Annotated in this window: 14 protein-coding genes and 15 tRNA genes; all 29 read right to left on the bottom strand. The window is 41.5% G+C overall.

Annotated elements, in window-relative coordinates; translation table 11 throughout:
• Positions 1 to 12 precede the first annotated feature (12 nt).
• Positions 13 to 1452: an amidophosphoribosyltransferase gene (purF, locus tag O3602_RS06515; RefSeq protein WP_371611388.1), complete on the bottom strand. Its 1440-nt coding sequence runs from the start codon at positions 1450 to 1452 to the stop codon at positions 13 to 15.
• Between the two features lie 12 nt (positions 1453 to 1464).
• Entirely contained in the window at positions 1465 to 5190 is a 3726-nt protein-coding gene (locus O3602_RS06510; RefSeq protein WP_371611387.1) for a phosphoribosylformylglycinamidine synthase, read from the bottom strand.
• Between the two features lie 208 nt (positions 5191 to 5398).
• The gene (purC, locus tag O3602_RS06505; RefSeq protein ID WP_003013934.1) at positions 5399 to 6106 is read right to left on the bottom strand and encodes a phosphoribosylaminoimidazolesuccinocarboxamide synthase; all 708 of its coding nucleotides are present in this window, start codon (positions 6104 to 6106) and stop codon (positions 5399 to 5401) included.
• A gap of 150 nt (positions 6107 to 6256) precedes the next feature.
• Positions 6257 to 6505 (bottom strand): phosphopantetheine-binding protein, encoded by a 249-nt coding sequence (locus O3602_RS06500; protein ID WP_003013975.1) that lies wholly within the window; start codon positions 6503 to 6505, stop codon positions 6257 to 6259.
• A 3-nt stretch (positions 6506 to 6508) separates the two neighbouring features.
• A complete protein-coding gene (gene plsX, locus O3602_RS06495) occupies positions 6509 to 7504 on the bottom strand; it encodes a phosphate acyltransferase PlsX (protein WP_003009280.1) in 996 nt (331 codons plus the stop codon).
• Positions 7501 to 8280: a DNA repair protein RecO gene (gene recO, locus O3602_RS06490; RefSeq protein ID WP_371611386.1), complete on the bottom strand. Its 780-nt coding sequence runs from the start codon at positions 8278 to 8280 to the stop codon at positions 7501 to 7503. Before recO ends, plsX begins: the two co-directional genes overlap by 4 nt.
• Positions 8264 to 9445 (bottom strand): pyridoxal phosphate-dependent aminotransferase, encoded by a 1182-nt coding sequence (locus O3602_RS06485; protein WP_320911044.1) that lies wholly within the window; start codon positions 9443 to 9445, stop codon positions 8264 to 8266. The genes recO and O3602_RS06485 overlap by 17 nt, the downstream gene beginning before the upstream one ends.
• A gap of 155 nt (positions 9446 to 9600) precedes the next feature.
• A complete protein-coding gene (gene srtB, locus O3602_RS06480) occupies positions 9601 to 10452 on the bottom strand; it encodes a class B sortase, LPKTxAVK-specific (protein WP_155127698.1) in 852 nt (283 codons plus the stop codon).
• Positions 10453 to 10541: 89 nt separating this feature from the next.
• Positions 10542 to 11189 carry an LPKTxAVK-anchored surface protein gene (locus O3602_RS06475; protein WP_320911045.1) on the bottom strand — a complete coding sequence of 216 codons (648 nt, stop codon included), beginning with the start codon at positions 11187 to 11189 and terminating at the stop codon, positions 10542 to 10544.
• A gap of 255 nt (positions 11190 to 11444) precedes the next feature.
• Positions 11445 to 11585, bottom strand: a complete 141-nt coding sequence (locus O3602_RS06470) for a hypothetical protein (RefSeq protein WP_371611385.1) — start codon at positions 11583 to 11585, stop codon at positions 11445 to 11447.
• A 48-nt stretch (positions 11586 to 11633) separates the two neighbouring features.
• Positions 11634 to 12608 (bottom strand): ribose-phosphate diphosphokinase, encoded by a 975-nt coding sequence (locus O3602_RS06465; protein ID WP_369087950.1) that lies wholly within the window; start codon positions 12606 to 12608, stop codon positions 11634 to 11636.
• Between the two features lie 258 nt (positions 12609 to 12866).
• Positions 12867 to 14108, bottom strand: a complete 1242-nt coding sequence (pcsB, locus tag O3602_RS06460) for a peptidoglycan hydrolase PcsB (protein ID WP_151379341.1) — start codon at positions 14106 to 14108, stop codon at positions 12867 to 12869.
• Between the two features lie 93 nt (positions 14109 to 14201).
• Complete coding sequence (gene mreD / locus O3602_RS06455) at positions 14202 to 14702, bottom strand: rod shape-determining protein MreD (RefSeq protein ID WP_371605746.1); 501 nt, start codon at positions 14700 to 14702, stop codon at positions 14202 to 14204.
• A gap of 1 nt (position 14703) precedes the next feature.
• Positions 14704 to 15522 carry a rod shape-determining protein MreC gene (mreC, locus tag O3602_RS06450; RefSeq protein WP_371611384.1) on the bottom strand — a complete coding sequence of 273 codons (819 nt, stop codon included), beginning with the start codon at positions 15520 to 15522 and terminating at the stop codon, positions 14704 to 14706.
• A gap of 62 nt (positions 15523 to 15584) precedes the next feature.
• A tRNA-Ser gene (locus O3602_RS06445) sits at positions 15585 to 15672 on the bottom strand.
• 4 nt (positions 15673 to 15676) lie between these two features.
• A tRNA-Ile gene (locus tag O3602_RS06440) sits at positions 15677 to 15750 on the bottom strand.
• A 33-nt stretch (positions 15751 to 15783) separates the two neighbouring features.
• A tRNA-Gly gene (locus O3602_RS06435) sits at positions 15784 to 15854 on the bottom strand.
• Between the two features lie 16 nt (positions 15855 to 15870).
• Positions 15871 to 15943 (bottom strand) — tRNA-Phe (locus O3602_RS06430).
• A 3-nt stretch (positions 15944 to 15946) separates the two neighbouring features.
• Positions 15947 to 16020, bottom strand: a tRNA-Met gene (locus O3602_RS06425).
• A 9-nt stretch (positions 16021 to 16029) separates the two neighbouring features.
• A tRNA-Ser gene (locus tag O3602_RS06420) sits at positions 16030 to 16119 on the bottom strand.
• A 10-nt stretch (positions 16120 to 16129) separates the two neighbouring features.
• Positions 16130 to 16203, bottom strand: a tRNA-Ile gene (locus tag O3602_RS06415).
• 16 nt (positions 16204 to 16219) lie between these two features.
• Positions 16220 to 16293, bottom strand: a tRNA-Met gene (locus O3602_RS06410).
• A 6-nt stretch (positions 16294 to 16299) separates the two neighbouring features.
• Positions 16300 to 16373, bottom strand: a tRNA-Pro gene (locus tag O3602_RS06405).
• A 19-nt stretch (positions 16374 to 16392) separates the two neighbouring features.
• A tRNA-Arg gene (locus tag O3602_RS06400) sits at positions 16393 to 16466 on the bottom strand.
• Positions 16467 to 16502: 36 nt separating this feature from the next.
• Positions 16503 to 16576: transfer RNA gene (locus O3602_RS06395), tRNA-Arg, on the bottom strand.
• Positions 16577 to 16595: 19 nt separating this feature from the next.
• Positions 16596 to 16681, bottom strand: a tRNA-Leu gene (locus O3602_RS06390).
• Between the two features lie 7 nt (positions 16682 to 16688).
• Positions 16689 to 16760, bottom strand: a tRNA-Gly gene (locus O3602_RS06385).
• A gap of 23 nt (positions 16761 to 16783) precedes the next feature.
• Positions 16784 to 16856: transfer RNA gene (locus O3602_RS06380), tRNA-Thr, on the bottom strand.
• Between the two features lie 17 nt (positions 16857 to 16873).
• Positions 16874 to 16955 (bottom strand) — tRNA-Leu (locus O3602_RS06375).
• Between the last annotated feature and the right edge of the window lie 35 nt (positions 16956 to 16990).

The raw sequence follows: 16990 nt of genomic DNA, 5'->3' as shown, positions 1-16990 counted from the left end.
TTTGCACTGCTCTTAATAGAAAGAAGTATGTTCTTTCAAACTTTCCACATAGCGTTCTTCGTAGTCATACAAAGGCGTTGGATATTTTCCATCAAAGTAAGCCACACAAAGACCGCCATTAGGGGCATCTGTATCAATTCCAATAGAATCAATCAAGCCATCGATTGACAAATACGTCAAGCTATCTGCACCAATGATATCGCGTGTTTCCTCTACTGTATGATTGGCAGCAATCAATTCCTTACGTGTTTGAATATCGATCCCGTAGAAACATGGATAAGCCAGAGCTGGGCTTGCGATTGCCACATGGACTTCTGTAGCCCCTGCTTCTTTCAATAACTTCACAATCCGACGTGATGTTGTCCCACGTACGATAGAATCATCAATCATGACAACCCGTTTGCCTTTCACAACACCGGATACGGCAGAGAGCTTCATCCGAACCCCTTGCTCCCGTAGTTCTTGTGTTGGTTGAATAAAGGTCCGTTGGGTGTATTGGTTTTTAATCAAACCCATTTCATTTGGTAGGCCAGATTCTTCCGCAAATCCCATGGCCGCACTAAGTGAAGAGTTAGGTACACCGACCACAATATCTGCTTCATGTTTGAATTCACGTGCCAATTGAGCCCCCATACGTTTACGTGCTGTATGGACATTGACCCCTTGAATATTGGAGTCTGGGCGAGCAAAGTAGATATACTCCATCGAACAAACAGCCAATTGGGTATCTGTGGTATAAGTATCGTAAGTGATGCCATTATCATCGATAATCACAACTTCACCTGGATTTACATCGCGGATCCACTCTGCTCCAACCACTTCAAAGGCACAGGTTTCAGATGAAACCACGATAGCGCCATTGGCCATTCTCCCAATCGAAAGAGGACGGAAACCATTTGGATCCAAGGCCGCAATCAGCTTATCTTCCAGCATGAGAAGGTAAGCAAATCCACCTTTCACCGTATTCAAGGCTTCTTTCACCTTACCCATGAAAGAAGGGTTGTGGCTCCGACGAATCAAGTGGGCCAAGATTTCCGAATCAGAAGTTGAGCTAAAGATCGCTCCGTTATTTTCCAACTCCCGTTTGAGGGACTTGGCATTGGTCAAATTCCCGTTGTGGGCCAGCCCAAACTGGGTATCATGAAAGCGAAAGAGGAAGGGCTGGATGTTATCCACCGAAGCTTCCCCAGCTGTCGCATAGCGAACATGTCCAATCGCTCCCGTCCCTGTTAACTTATCCAAGTTATCAGGATTTCGAAATACTTCTGAGAGAAGACCCGTGTCACGATACCGTTTTAGTTGACCCGCATCATTGGAAAGGATCCCCGCCCCTTCTTGACCACGGTGTTGAAGACTGTGTAATCCGAAATAAGTCAGTTTTGCAGCATCTGGGTGTCCCCAGATCCCAAAAATACCACATTCTTCATTAAGAGATTTAACTTCGTATGTCATTTTGTATACCTTTTATTTTTCAGTAAAGTATTTAACCGCTGATGCAAAGAGATGTTGGTCTTTATTTCCTGGAATATTTTGGAAGAGACCATCTTCGAAACGTTCTGAGTGACCCATCTTCCCAATAATTTGACCGTTCTTACTTGTGATACCTTCGATCGCATTTACAGATCCGTTAGGATTATATTTAGAATCCATGCTTGGTTTACCTTCGAAGTCAACATATTGGGTAAAGATTTGACCATTGTCACGAAGCTCTGCAAATTCCTCAGCTGTCACGACAAATTTACCTTCACCGTGTGATACTGGGATGGCATGAATGTCACCAACTTTCACGCCGGCAAGCCATGGTGAGTTTGTGTTGGCAATCCGCGTTTCCACCATCTTAGCCACGTGTTGGTTGGCATCATTGTAGAAGAGGGTTGGACTCGTGCTACTTGCATCTTCAAAGTTACCATATGGAAGAAGACCTGATTTGACAAGGGCTTGGAATCCGTTACAGATACCGATGATCAAACCACCTCGTTCGATGAAGTGATCGATAGCTGCACGCACTTTTTCATTGAGCAAGATGTTCACGATAAATTTAGCTGATCCATCTGGTTCATCCGCTGCTGAGAAGCCACCTGCAAAGAAGATAATGTTGGCTTTTCCAATGTTGTCAACCATGGTGTCAACAGACTTGACAATTGCTTCTTCATTCAGTGTGACAAATGGTACCAGGTTAACTTTGGCACCTTCTTTTTCGAAGGCCTTAGCGGAGTCATATTCTGAGTTAGTACCTGGAAATACTGGGATGTAAACCACTGGTGTCTCAACTGTTTCTTTAGCTTTAATCACAGCATCTGTTGCTACAGCAGGTACTTCTTCCAACTCAGTTGCTTGTGCAAATTCCGTTGGGTAAACCTCTTCCAATTTACCTTGGAAGGAACTGTCAAGTTTGTATCCATCAATCGTTACACCATTGACAGTAAGTGTAAAGTCAGCTGCTGTTTGTCCAATCTTGGCAACACCTGCAATTTCTTCAGGCGATGTGAAGACGAATCCACCCAATTGAGCTGTCAAGCTAGTGTCAAGGTCAGCTAATTCAACGTTGGCACCGATATGGTTACCAAATGTTGCAAGGGCAAGAGCTTCAACCACACCACCATATTTGACAGCTGATGCAGCTGTGACTTTGTGGTCAGCTTGGATAGCTGCAAATTGAGCAAAGTTAGATTTAATAAGATCAAAGTCAATTTCTTGTGCCAATGCTTGACCTGGGATGTAGTATATATTTTCACCAGCAGCTTTAAATTCTGGAGAAAGGACCTTACGGCTATCTGCAGTTGTAACACCAAAAGCAACCAAGGTTGGTGGTACTGTCAATTCTTCAAAGGTACCAGACATCGAGTCTTTCCCACCGATAGATGGCAAACCAAGTTGAATCTGAGCTTCGATGGATCCAAGAAGAGCTGCTACTGGTTGACCAAAACGCTCTGCTTGTTTATCCATACGCTCGAAGTATTCTTGGTAAGAGAAACGAGCCTTAGACCAGTTTGCTCCAGCAGCAACCAAACGAGCGGTTGCTTCGATGACTGCATAGGCAGCACCATGATATGGGGACCATTCTGCTACATAAGGGTTGAATCCTTGCGCCATAACAGAAGCCGTATGAGTCACGCCATGTTGGACTGGCAATTTCTGTACAGAAGCTTCCGTTGGTGTGATTTGGTAGCGACCACCGAGTGGGTGATTAACTGTTGAACGACCAACTGAGCTATCAAAGATGGTTTGTAAACCTTTTTGACTGGCATGGTTCAGGTCAGCCAAGACTTCAAGAGTATCCGCTTCAAGGGTTTCAGCAGATGTTTGACGTTCTTCTGGAAGCTTGACATCCTTGTCAACCACCTTAGCATCTACAACCACACGTACACCGTTTGTATCAAGGAAACGACGTTCCAAATCAACGATTGTTTCACCATTCCAGTGCATGACAAGATTTGGTTTCTCCGTCACTGTCGCAACGACAACAGCATCAATATTTTCTTTATTACATGCTGCAACGAAGGCATCTACATCTTCTGGACGAACCACTACAGCCATCCGTTCTTGAGATTCAGAGATGGCAATTTCTGTACCATTCAAACCTTGGTATTTCAATGGCACTTTGTCTAGATCAATTTCAAGACCATCTGCCAATTCACCAATAGCCACACAGACACCACCAGCACCAAAGTCATTTGATTTCTTGATCAGACGGGTCACTTCCCCATTACGGAAAAGACGTTGAATCTTCCGTTCTTCGATGGCATTCCCTTTTTGAACCTCAGCACCAGCTGTCTCAACAGATTCAACCGTTTGAACTTTAGAAGAACCTGTCGCACCACCGACACCATCACGTCCAGTCTTACCACCAAGCAAGATAATCACATCACCTGCTTCAGGTTTTTCACGGACCACATTTTCCTTAGGAGCCGCACCGACAACTGCACCTAGCTCCATACGTTTAGCAACGAAACCTGGGTGGAAGTATTCACGAACATAAGTTGTTGCCAAACCAATTTGGTTACCGTATGAAGAATAACCGTGAGCCGCTGTTTTAGAAATCACTTGTTGTGGCAATTTACCAGCGCGAGTTTCGGCAATTGGAGCCGTGATATCACCAGCACCTGAGATACGCATGGCTTGGTAAACGTAGGAACGACCTGACAATGGGTCACGAATGGCACCACCGATACAAGTAGCCGCTCCACCAAATGGTTCGATTTCAGTTGGGTGGTTGTGAGTCTCGTTCTTGAACATGAGAAGCCATGGCTCTTTCACCCCATTGACATCCACTTCAATTTCAACTGAGCAGGCGTTGATTTCATCAGACACTTCCATGTCATCCAAACGACCATTAGCACGCTCATAACGGCCAAAAATAGTTGCCATATCCATCAAAGTTTGAGGTTTTTCTGTACGTCCCAACTCATCACGCATGGCAATATACTTGTCATAAGTCACTTGCAATTGTTTTTCAAATTTAGAAGCTGAGAAGTCGATGGTTTTCAACTCAGTTTCGAAAGTTGTGTGACGGCAGTGGTCAGACCAGTAAGTATCCAACACCTTCAGCTCAGTCTCAGTTGGTACACGTCCAATAGATTTGAAGTAATCTTGAATGAAGAGAAGGTCATCCACTTCCATTGCCAATCCTTGCTCAGCCTTATACTGTGCAAAATCTTCTGCCGTATAAGTTTCAAAGAAATCCAAGCTTGGAATGGTCTTGTCAGACTCAGAGAAATCCTGTTTCGCAATGCCAACAGTGATATCTTTGAAACGAGAATCCACTGGGTTCAAAAGGTAGTTTTTGACAGCTTCCAACTCTTTCGCATCAATATCCTTGTTAACCAAGTACAATTGCGCTGTGTTCACTGTTACATCATTTGAACTACCAAGTAACAGCAAAGCTTCTTGTGAAGATGCCGCCCGTTGGTCAAATTGACCAGGCAAACTTTCGATCGCAAAGAAAGCATATTTCTCAAGATCAGCCTGAACCGTAGCTTCATCCAAAACAGTATCGGTCACTTGCTCAGAGAAGATATGTTTTTCCGCACGCGCAAACAAATCCTCTGCCAAATTAAAGACATCGTAAACCTGAACAATCCGAAGATCATTCAACGTTTTCAACTGAAGATTATGCTGTAATTCTTTTACTAAAGAGTCCGATTTTACACGAAAATCAGCTTTTTTCTCAACGAAAATACGTTTATCCATTTTAGTTCCTTTATTTCTATTCAAACATGTTATCGAAGACGAAGGTTTTCCGTTTCAAAAAGATTACTTCAAACCTTGCAATTTTTCCAATACAACTTCATAAACATCTGTCAAGCTGCCAAGATCACGACGGAGTGAAAAGGTCTAGTAGACCTTTTCAGCCTGAGTCCTTTTACTTGAAAGACGAAGGTTTCCCGTTTCAAAAAAATTACTTCAAGCCCTGTAATTTCTCCAACACAACCTGATATACATCCGTTAAACTGCCCAAATCTCTACGGAAAACATCCTTATCCATATGGTGCCCTTCAGCATCCCAAAGGCGGCAATTATCTGGAGAAAATTCATCTGCCAAGATAATCTTGCCATCCTTATCAAAACCAAATTCCAATTTGAAGTCAATCAAGCGAAGACCAATTTGTGCAAACCAATCTTTCAACAATTCATTGATGCGACGTGTTTCTTCCTTGATATAGGCAATTTGTTCATCATTGGCAATATCCAAGAACTTTACATGCTCATCATTGATGAATGGATCATCCAACTCATCGTTCTTGTAGTAAAATTCAACGATTGGAGTTTCCAAGTTCAAACCTTCTTCCACGCCAAACCGTTTTGAGAAAGAACCCGCAGTCACATTACGAAGAACAACTTCCAAAGGAATAATTTTTACTTTCTTGTTGAGTTGTTCGGTGTCAGAAATACGTTCGATAAAGTGCGTTGCTACACCCGCAGCATTCAATTTTTCAAAAATAAGAGACGAAATCTGATTATTTAGCACACCTTTTCCTTTAATAGTCTCCTTACGAGCCCCATTTAGCATGGTTGCCTGGTCCTTATAGACCGACTTAATCACATGTTCGTCCTCAGTAGTATAGATATCCTTAGCTTTTCCAGTATAAATCAGTTGATTGGTCATGATTTTGTTCGCCTTTCGTATTTTATCACCTTCATTCTATCATATAAAAAGTGTATTTTCAATAAAAATCCGTACAATATAAGCAGATTCCGAATAAAAAGGACAGAAAAAAAGACCATCCAGAATAATCTCTGAACGATCCCTTTTTCATTAGTGACCAGTAGTTCGTTTCTCGATATAGTCGGCAACATCCCCTACTGTGTTAAAGTCATCAATAGCCTTGTCTGGAATCTCAATTTGGTATTCATCCTCAAGATTGATAATAAATTCCATCAATTCAACAGAATCCGCCTGCAAATCCTTACGTAAGTCAGATTCCGAAGATACTTGAAAATCTGGTCCCTTGCGGTCTTTAAGAAATTTCTCAATTGTAGCTAAAATTTCGTTTTGTTTACTCATACATTACCCTTCCTTCGACAATTCCTTCACTGATTTTCCAACAACATCTGTCTCTAACATGGTCCGAATCTGACGAATCGTGCTATAGACTGCTTTTGCATCGCTCGAACCATGCGTTTTAACAACAGGTGCTTGAAGGCCAAACAAGACCGCTCCTCCAACATCTGAGAAATCTAAGGTTTGCTTCAATGATTTCAAACGGTCCTTGAGCAGAAAAGCCCCTAATTTTGCCTTCCAGTTTCCAGTAGCAATTGCTTGTTTCAGCTGCTTCAAGATCCCAAAAGCTGTTCCTTCCATGGTTTTCAATACAGCATTTCCCGTGAACCCATCCGCCACAACAACATCAGCAACGCCATCCATCAAGTCACGCGCTTCCACGTTTCCAACAAAATGAATCGACTCATCCTCAGATAACAATTGGTAAGTTTCCTTGCGCAAAGGATCTCCCTTACTAGCTTCTGTCCCATTGTTCAATAGACCCACGCGTGGTTTTTGAATCCCACGAACATTTTCAGCATAATAGGATCCCATCACAGCATACTGATGCAAGTGCTCTGGTGTATTTTCCGCATTGGCACCCAAGTCTAGCATATCATAGCCACGACCATCAACAGTCGGAAGCGTTGACATCAAACCTGGACGTTCCACCCCCTTGATCCGGCCAACGATAAAGAAACCAGCTGCCAATAGCGCACCTGTATTTCCCGCAGATAGCATGGCATCGACCTCACCAGCCTTCACATCCTTGGCAGCTAAGACCATAGAAGCCTGTTTTTTCCGACGAATGGCCCGCGTTGGCTCATCATCTGAATCTATTTTTTCTTCCGTATGCACAATCGATACACGTTCTGTTGCGGTTAAATAATCTTTGATTTTTGCCTCATCACCATACAAGACAATCTCAATATCATCAAAATCACGAATGGCTTGATTCACGCCTTCTACCAAGGCTTGAGGTGCATTATCGCCCCCCATTGCATCTACTGCAATTTTTTTCATGTTTCACCTCCAGATGAATCTTTCATAATCGCTCCCCAATCACTCAAGGAATCGATAAACTTTTTAGCTTTTAAGTGGATCCCTACATACTCCTCATACAACTGATCAATTGCCTGACGCAGAGCTGTTTTCATCTCCGCTTGTAGAGAAATCGTCTCTAACTCACTGAATCGTACTGCTTGAAACTGATCCAATAAATAGAGAACATTCGGATGCCAGTGGGCACGTCTCTCATCCTGATCATAATGATCCGGACAAAGGACCCCACTATATCGAAAAGAGTAATCAAAAGGAAGTCCAACCCGATGACAGAAACAACATTCATGCAGATTTAAGACAACCCCAAATCGTGATAGAATCTGAATCTCAAAAATATTGGTCAAAACCTCATAATCCAGTCCCTCTTCCATCAAAGACAAGGTCTTTTCCAAAAAAGCAAACAGGGCTGGATCCACCTGATTATCCTGAATACTTGCATCCGCAAGCGCCAGAACATAGGTCGCATAAGAAAGGGCAAAAAGATCTGCATTGATTTTCTTATAAACCTGCACTTCTTGAAAATCATCAATATAACTCAAGCCATCATCATTGATTTTCAACAACATATCTGCCGTTACTAATGGTTGCAACATGGGATTCAACCGTGATTTTCCCGCATGTTTGACAAAAAACATCCGCTTTCCTGACTTCTCCGTGAAGATTTTGACCAGCTTGTCATCCTCACGAAACTCCCGATTATACAGGACAATTCCCCGGGTCTCAATTGACTCCAGCATGTTCTTCCATATACTCCTTCAAGCGTTTCATAGCTTCCTTGATAACCTCCATGCTGGCTGCATACGACAAACGCACATAGCCTTCACCATATTGACCAAAAGCAGCACCAGGAATAAAAGCAACCGCTTTTTCACGCGCAAAATCCTGCAAGAAAGCAAAGGAATCCTGATTATAACCAGCTGGGATTTTAGCAAAAATATAAAAGGCACCATCAGGCTTAATCATCTCAAACCCAAGCGCAGACATCTTTTCGATAATATAATCCCGACGCTTCACATATTCCTTCTTCATTGGCTCCGCATCATCCCGACCTTCCGTCAAAGCTTCGATCGCAGCATACTGGTTCATGGTTCCAGCAGCTGTTACCAAATACTGATGACTCTTGATGAGTTGGGCTGTCAATGCAGCAGGCGCAAAGATAAAGCCAAGCCGCCAGCCTGTCATGGCATGAGACTTAGATAAGCCATTAATAACAATGGTCTGTTCAGGAATGAAGGATGCCATAGAGACATGCGCTTCTCCAGTATAAGTTAACTCTGAATAGACTTCATCACAAATCACAAAGACTTCATATTTTTTTAAGACAGCAGCCAATTCCGCCATCTGTTCGCGTGAATAAGTAACTCCCGTTGGATTAGCTGGATAATTGAGAATAACAGCCTTCAATTTTTCACCCTGCTCTAGAATCGCCTTTCCCAACTTTTCAGGAGTCAAGACAAAACGATCTGCTGTCGTATCAATTTCGACAATCTCAGCCCCAACCAAATTCACAATGGGTTCATAACCAGGATAAGCTGGCGCTGGGAGCAGCACTACATCTCCAGGTTCCAAGATCGCTGTCAAGGTTGCAGACAGGGCTTCAGTCGCACCGATCGTCACCAATATCTCATCCTCAGGACGATAGTGAATACCATACTTATCAGCCACAAACTGACTCGCAGCCTCACGCAAAGCCAGCAAACCACTCATCCCAGTGTAATGGCTAAAATTCGCATCAATGGCAGCCTTTCCTGCGTCTTTTACATGTTCAGGAGTTGTAAAATCCGGTTCCCCCAACGTCAAACGCAAGACACCAGGAATGGAAGAAATTGATTGATCGAACTGACGAATCAAAGAAACTTCAATCCGATTCAGATTTTTATTAAAACGTTTCGTTAAATCCATAGAACACCTCCAAAAACACTTATATTCATTATACTATAAATAGGACCCCATCGCAAAAGAACAAGCCAGATCCCCATCTTTTGCTCAACATCAAAGGACATTGCAACAATCCTTACATACAAAAAAGACTTAGCAATGCTAAGTCTTTCAAGACATTATTGTTGACCACGTGTTGCCACATATGTCAATTGATCAGCATGTTTCGCCACAAAATCCTTCATTTCTGAATCAGGAATTTGACGAAGGTAGAGGTTAGAACGAATGGTTTCATCCTCTTCACGACAAGTTGACAAGACCAAGTATTTATCAGATGCCTTGATCTTAATATTCGGGTTCTTGGTTTGACCATCTTCATAGACCTTCTTCAACTGAGTCGTAAAGTCTTTGTCGTCTTCAAAGCTAGTACGATAGAAAGCAGTTGTTTCAGGGACAATCACCAAGCACATCGCTTCATAATAATACTTGCGCTCAGGCGTCTCAATGACAACATACGGATGTTGATCAAAGTATTCTTGCTTGTCATAGTAGTTGACATCGTTAAACATACGATGATCACCAACCTTACTACCACGAGCATGACCAAACAGCCAAGTCAAACGATCACTAAAATCTTTCTTATTATCCGTATCCATAAAGACAGTACCCATGTATGGTTCATTTCCACCATCAAAAGTCTTGTCCAAGTAAGTTGCGTTATCTCCAGTTTGAACAACAGGCTCATCCAACTCAGTCCCCGGTGCGTAGACATAAGCAATCGCCTCAGGGTTAACAGCAGTTAACTGAGCAAAACGATTCTTTAAATAATCTTTTTCTTCTTGACTAGGTTCATATTTCACAGCTTGTGTAGAAGAACTACTTCCAGAAGTTCCAGCCTTCTTAGCTGTATGAGAGGCCTTTCCACCAAATGGATTGAAGAATAGGAAGCCAACTACGACCACAACGACTGCCACAAGGGCAGCAATTATGACACCTAATTTATTTGATTTTTTTTCTACAGCTCTTTTCATTCAATTGATCTCCTCAAAATGATTTTTTCTAAAAAATAACACTGAGCCCAAGGACTCAGTGATATTTTTATGAGCTAATTAATTAGAAATTATTTAACTGCGCTAGTTTTTGGAAGTGATTTTTCACCAGCTTTTGCAGATGAAGCCATACCATCTTTACCAGCTTTAGCTGCTGCTGCTTTTTCTTCAGCTGCTTTAGCTGCTGCTTTAGCATCTGCAGATGCAGGACGCAATGAACCACTTACTGCAGTTGCGTAGAATCCGCTAGGAGTATCAGCACCAGCTTCAACCTTAACGTCTACCAACCATTTAGTTCCATCATGTGGGTTTGTAACTTCAACAGTTTGAACACCAGCTTTAGTTTTCAATGTAACATGTTGGCTACCGTTCCAAAGGTCAAGACCTTGAGTGAACCATTCAGCACCTGGAATCATAGTCAACTCTTTAGAAGTATCTGCATTTTTTGCACCATCATATTCTACAGATGAAACGTCACCTTTTTTCTCGATAAGTTCACCTTTACCAACTTTAGGATCTACTTTAGTAGCACCTGGGTGTTTTTCTGTAGCTGCAGATGCTGGAGCTGTTGCAGCTGGTGTAGCTGAAGGATCAGCTGTAAGACCTGCAATTGTTCCATTAGGTTGTGTGTTTTTTTCAACCTTATCTGCGGCGAATGCTGGAGCTGCTGCTGCAAATACTGCAAGAGCTGCTACTGATGATAATAAAACTTTTTTCATTGTTTTACCCCTTTTATAATTTAAAATATTCGTTACTTCGTAACTATGATAAGTATACTAGGATATTCTGCCTCTGTCAAGAGTTTTTCTGTTTTTTTTTAAAAATTTTTTAAGTTTTTTAAAATTTAGTATCTAAAATCACGGTTTAGTTATATTTTTAACTCTAGGATGATTGTTAGAGGCATCGTTATTTAACTTAATGACTAGTCATTGCAAGTCATCTTATTTATTTTGAATCATCATTTTTCTATTACTTTATTTTACTACTCCATTTTTAGGCAATCGTTTCTTGGGCAAACGAGGATCCGCCTTTGCTTCTAGTTCTTTAGCTGCTTGAACTAGTTTTTTCCGTTCCTTTTCTTTTTTTAGATCTTTCCACCATTTTCTGATTTCCATTTGCATTTTCTCCTAAACAAAAGAAGCTGTTTTCCAGCCTCCTTATTGTTAACATTTTTTGGCATTTCCGATTTCAAATAGAGGGGAAAGAGGACGATTTTCATGAATACGAACAATGGCTTCAGCAAGAAGTTTCGCAATCGAAATTTGCTCAATCTTATCAATCAAGCGATCTTCCGGTAGATAAATCGTATCCAATACCACCAACCTCTTAATGGCTGATTTTTGAATGTTGTCCATCGCTGGGCCTGATAAAACTGGGTGCGTACAGCTTGCATAAACCTCTACAGCTCCTGCTTCAGCAAGGGCATCCGCCGCATGACAGATTGTACCAGCTGTATCAATCATATCATCAATCAAGATACACGTTTTGCCTTCAACATTTCCAATGATGTTCATGACTTCACTCGTATTCATCTTATCGACACTCCGGCGTTTATCAATAATCGCAATCGGAGTCTTCAAAAATTCAGCTAATTTCCGAGCACGAGTCACACCACCATGGTCTGGACTGACAACCACATAGTCTTTTCCAATCATCCCGCGACGTTCGAAATAGTCTGCGATCAAAGGCGCACCCATCAAGTGGTCAACAGGAATATCAAAGAAACCTTGAATTTGAGCAGCGTGCAAATCAATTGTCAACAGACGATCAACTCCAGCAACCTCAAGCATATTAGCTACCAACTTAGAAGTGATTGGTTCACGAGCCCGAGCTTTCCGGTCTTGACGAGCATAGCCGTAATACGGCATCACCACATTAATAGATTGTGCACTAGCCCGTTTCAAGGCATCTACCATAATCAAAATTTCCATAAGATTATCATTAACCGGTGAGCTAGTGGATTGCAAAATATAAACATCTTTCCCACGGATTGATTCTTCAATATTAACCTGAATTTCTCCATCAGAAAATTGACGAACCGTTGACTTTCCAAGCGGTAATCCCATTTCGCGAGACACACGTTGAGCCAATTCTTGATTTGACGACAAAGCAAAGAGCATTAAATCAGAAAATGACATGATTTCCTCCAGTAAAATCTAAAACCATATTGTACAGTCAGCACAAATTTCTCCTGTAATCATTTTATCGCTTTTTAAGCAAATATTCAAATATTAATTTATGGAAATTACAAAATCTATCCCTACCTAAATTCTCTCAAATAACCTTCGATACGCACCCGCATAGCGGGTAGTTTTTTTGTCTCGCACCTAACGGAGCGAGACGGACTGAAAGTCACATAAAAAGAAGCAGAACAAATGTTCTGCTTCAGTATAATCTTAGTTTGGATAGATATAAGTAACAGTACCTTGGGCTGTTGTTGGGTTAAACCAACCACGGTAGTTACCAATACTACGGATACCATTATAGTTAGACTCAGAGACTTGGATGCTTGTTGTAGATTGAACGGCTGTAACAACTGCTACGTGTCCATATCCACCATCATTCCAACATGCAATGGCACCAACTTGTGGTTGAGATCCTGTACGGAATCCTGCTGCTGCTGCACTTGCCGCCCATTGTCCACCATTACCCCAGTAATCACCTGCCCATGGAGCCAATATCTTCGCACCCCATGTACATTCACCAACTGGATAAGATGATGCAGATGAACTATAAGTTGGACGAGAAGTAGTTGCTACTGGTGCAGCCGCTGCTTGTGTTTGAACAGCAGGTTGAGCTGCTGCTTGAGTTTGTGCAGCCGCTGGTGTTGCAGCTGGTGTTTGAGCTGCTACCTGAACTTGTGCTTGAAGAGTTGTATTAGCAGAAGCCTTTACAGCTGCTTGTTGTTCTTTTTGTTTTGCACGATAAGCTGCTTCAGCTGCTGCCGCTGCTGCTGCTGCTTTTTCAGCTTCAGCTTTTTGTTGCAACAAAGCATTCTTTTCGTTTTCAGCAGTTGATTTTTCGGCAGCCAAGTTTAATTGTGCGACTTTCAACTCAGCTTCTTTTGTTGACAAAGCTTGCGCATCATCTTCTAATTGCTGTTTGTTTGCAATAACAGTATTGATAGCGTCGTTGTTTTCTTTTTGTTTTTGTGCAATATCTTCTTTATCACGTTTTTGCTCTTGCAACATTTTGTTGTTAGCATCTGCAATTTCATTCATAGCAGAAATACGTGAGATAGCTTCTGTCAAAGATCCAGAGCTAACAATCGCATTAATATAGCTTGTTGCAGTACCAGTTGTTTGAGCACTACGTGCTTGATTTGCAAGTGATTCTTGACGAGCAACAATATTTTTTGACAACTCATCGATCTCAGCTGACAATCGTTCAGATTCTTCATTTAAACGATCATTTTCAGCTTGAAGATTTTCTTGTTGTTTTTTAATTTCAGATACTTGTCCTTGAATTTGATCTACCTGAGCTTGTGCACTTTGTTGTTGTTGATTAATACTATTGATTTTGTTATCTTGAGCAGCAATCTTATCATCTGTTGAGTCAGCTGATACACCAGCTACGACAGCACCTTGTGATAAAGCAACTGTACTCAATAAGATTGTGGCAAATAATTTTTTCTTCATTAGATAAATTTTCCCTTTCTAATAAGACACTAACTAGTATAACAAATTTTTTTAAATTTTATATTACGCTATTGTTACATTTTTATTGCGAGTTTATAAATAAATCTTTTCAAGTAACGGCTGTAATACTATTAAGAGAAGCATATTCAAAATTAAACTTGGGACAATTTGGTAAATAATTAGTGTAATCCAGTTAAATTTTATACCGATAAAAAGAATCAAAAGAAGATTGGTTAAAATCTGAAATAATAGAATCGTTAATAAAAATGTAAAAAAACGAGTCAATCGATTGACCAAAATAATCTGATTACACCGATAAAAAATCACCTGTAATAAAGGGAAAATTAAGAAGGCAATTCCTATAGTGTGTAAAAAATACACATCAAAACAAAAACCAAAAAGGATTCCCCACCAAATACAAGCTATCTCAGAGAAATAGAGGCTCAATAACATAAAACCATATAGAAATAAAAACGAAGTGGGTTCAAGGGAGTTTAAACTAAAACGAGAAACAAGAAAAGAGATTTGCCCATCAACAAATAAAGATAAGAATAAGATTAAAGGTAAAAAATAGTACTTACGTATGACTTTCACACTACTCTCCGATCAATAGTACATAACGATTGACATCTAAATTAGCCTTTGGTTTCACACGAATTTCTTGCCCCAATTGATCAGATGCCTTTTGAGTAGAAGTCACAGTACCAAGAGGTAAGTCACTACTCTTATATTTTCCTAAACCACTTGTTGAAACGAGTGATCCTTTTTTAATTTCAACTGGATCTCCAATTTGCAACAACCGAAACTCACCTGTCTTCTCATCATAACCATATAATAAAGCAAAAATAGATTGTCCTTGACTCTCAATTTTAAACGTCAGGTGTTGTGAAGAAATAGTATCTTCGACTAATAATTTCACTTTACTAGAATTTTTCTCTATACTTTCTACCACACCAATGACGCCACCAGATGAAAGAACAAACATAGAATCAGAAATTCCATCTGAACTACCTTTATCAATAACAAATTCCTGATCCCACGAACCATAATTACGGTCAATAATCTCACTAACGACTTGTTTAGAACCCGATACAGAATTCTTGATTGACATCAAGTCCTTTAATTCTATATTTTCTGATTCCAAACGGCTAAGTTTTGACTGGTCAATATCCTTTTGATAAAGACGTGATTTTAACGAACGGTTTTCATCATTTAATTCAGATAAATTCTTTAAATCTTTTGCCTTAGATTCCACAACAACAAATGGTACCGATACGGCCTTATCAACTATAGATAATAGATCAGAAGATTTTAAAACAATCGAAGTTCTAACAGATGGAAAAAGAAATAGAATTCCTGAAACAGTTAAAACAAACACAAAACTAAAAATTTTAAAGAAACGATTCAATAACATAGACGAAACCTTCAAAAATATAAAAAATAGTTTGAGATGACATCTCAAACTTCAAAATTATACGGAGAATGGGGGATTCGAACCCCCGCGCCAGTTACCCGACCTAACGATTTAGCAAACCGTCCTCTTCAGCCTCTTGAGTAATTCTCCAAAATGGGCACGAGTGGACTCGAACCACCGACCTCACGCTTATCAGGCGTGCGCTCTAACCACCTGAGCTACGCGCCCAAGTTAAAAACTTGGTAATGAACAAATGTTCAAAGCGGGTGACGAGAATCGAACTCGCGACAACAGCTTGGAAGGCTGTAGTTTTACCACTAAACTACACCCGCTTATTATTAAAAGAAATGGCGCGAGACGGAATCGAACCGCCGACACATGGAGCTTCAATCCATTGCTCTACCAACTGAGCTACCGAGCCAAATTGCGGGAGCAGGATTTGAACCTACGACCTTCGGGTTATGAGCCCGACGAGCTACCGAGCTGCTCCATCCCGCGTTAATATTAAGGAGGATGTGGGATTCGAACCCACGCACGCTTTTACACGCCTGACGGTTTTCAAGACCGTTCCCTTCAGCCGGACTTGGGTAATCCTCCAAGATAACAATGGACCTTGTAGGACTTGAACCTACGACCACTCGGTTATGAGCCGAGAGCTCTAACCAGCTGAGCTAAAGGTCCAACAAGATCAACAATATAGCGGCGAAGGGGATCGAACCCCCGACCTCCCGGGTATGAACCGGACGCTCTAGCCAGCTGAGCTACACCGCCATAATATCGGGAAGACAGGATTCGAACCTGCGACACCTTGGTCCCAAACCAAGTACTCTACCAAGCTGAGCTACTTCCCGATCTAAAGCTACCGCTTTATGCACCCTAGAGGAGTCGAACCTCTAACCGCCTGATTCGTAGTCAGGTACTCTATCCAGTTGAGCTAAGGGTGCTCATTCCTATTCAATTATTTCATAGCCTTCCGACCATGCACCCTAGAGGAGTCGAACCTCTAACCGCCTGATTCGTAGTCAGGTACTCTATCCAGTTGAGCTAAGGGTGCTTCTTTCAACCTTTGTCTATGCCGAGGACCGGAATCGAACCGGTACGATCGTTACCAATCGCAGGATTTTAAGTCCTGTGCGTCTGCCAGTTCCGCCACCCCGGCCTCCTCAAGCGAACGACGGGATTCGAACCCGCGACCCCCACCTTGGCAAGGTGGTGTTCTACCACTGAACTACGTTCGCATTGCTTTCTTTATATAAAAAAATGCCGGCTACATGACTTGAACACGCGACCCTCTGATTACAAATCAGATGCTCTACCAACTGAGCTAAGCCGGCTCATTATTATTCTCTTATGCGGGTTAAGGGACTTGAACCCCCACGCCGTAAAGCGCCAGATCCTAAATCTGGTGCGTCTGCCAATTCCGCCAAACCCGCAAAATATGACCCGTACTGGGCTCGAACCAGTGACC

This window comes from Streptococcus sp. 27098_8_186 (assembly GCF_041432055.1).
GTDB classification, from domain to species: Bacteria; Bacillota; Bacilli; order Lactobacillales; family Streptococcaceae; genus Streptococcus; species Streptococcus dentalis.
Note: the sequence above shows the minus strand (reverse complement) of the source record. Positions and strands in the feature narration are given on the sequence as shown.

Excerpts from the sequence above, each read along its gene's own strand:
- purF (WP_371611388.1), bottom strand. The coding sequence starts at position 1,452 with ATGACATACGAAGTTAAATCTCTTAATGAAGAATGTGGTATTTTTGGG.
- O3602_RS06510 (WP_371611387.1), bottom strand. The coding sequence starts at position 5,190 with ATGGATAAACGTATTTTCGTTGAGAAAAAAGCTGATTTTCGTGTAAAA.
- purC (WP_003013934.1), bottom strand. The coding sequence starts at position 6,106 with ATGACCAATCAACTGATTTATACTGGAAAAGCTAAGGATATCTATACT.
- O3602_RS06500 (WP_003013975.1), bottom strand. The coding sequence starts at position 6,505 with ATGAGTAAACAAAACGAAATTTTAGCTACAATTGAGAAATTTCTTAAA.
- plsX (WP_003009280.1), bottom strand. The coding sequence starts at position 7,504 with ATGAAAAAAATTGCAGTAGATGCAATGGGGGGCGATAATGCACCTCAA.
- recO (WP_371611386.1), bottom strand. The coding sequence starts at position 8,280 with ATGCTGGAGTCAATTGAGACCCGGGGAATTGTCCTGTATAATCGGGAG.
- O3602_RS06485 (WP_320911044.1), bottom strand. The coding sequence starts at position 9,445 with ATGGATTTAACGAAACGTTTTAATAAAAATCTGAATCGGATTGAAGTT.
- srtB (WP_155127698.1), bottom strand. The coding sequence starts at position 10,452 with ATGAAAAGAGCTGTAGAAAAAAAATCAAATAAATTAGGTGTCATAATT.
- O3602_RS06475 (WP_320911045.1), bottom strand. The coding sequence starts at position 11,189 with ATGAAAAAAGTTTTATTATCATCAGTAGCAGCTCTTGCAGTATTTGCA.
- O3602_RS06470 (WP_371611385.1), bottom strand. The coding sequence starts at position 11,585 with ATGGAAATCAGAAAATGGTGGAAAGATCTAAAAAAAGAAAAGGAACGG.
- O3602_RS06465 (WP_369087950.1), bottom strand. The coding sequence starts at position 12,608 with ATGTCATTTTCTGATTTAATGCTCTTTGCTTTGTCGTCAAATCAAGAA.
- pcsB (WP_151379341.1), bottom strand. The coding sequence starts at position 14,108 with ATGAAGAAAAAATTATTTGCCACAATCTTATTGAGTACAGTTGCTTTA.
- mreC (WP_371611384.1), bottom strand. The coding sequence starts at position 15,522 with ATGTTATTGAATCGTTTCTTTAAAATTTTTAGTTTTGTGTTTGTTTTA.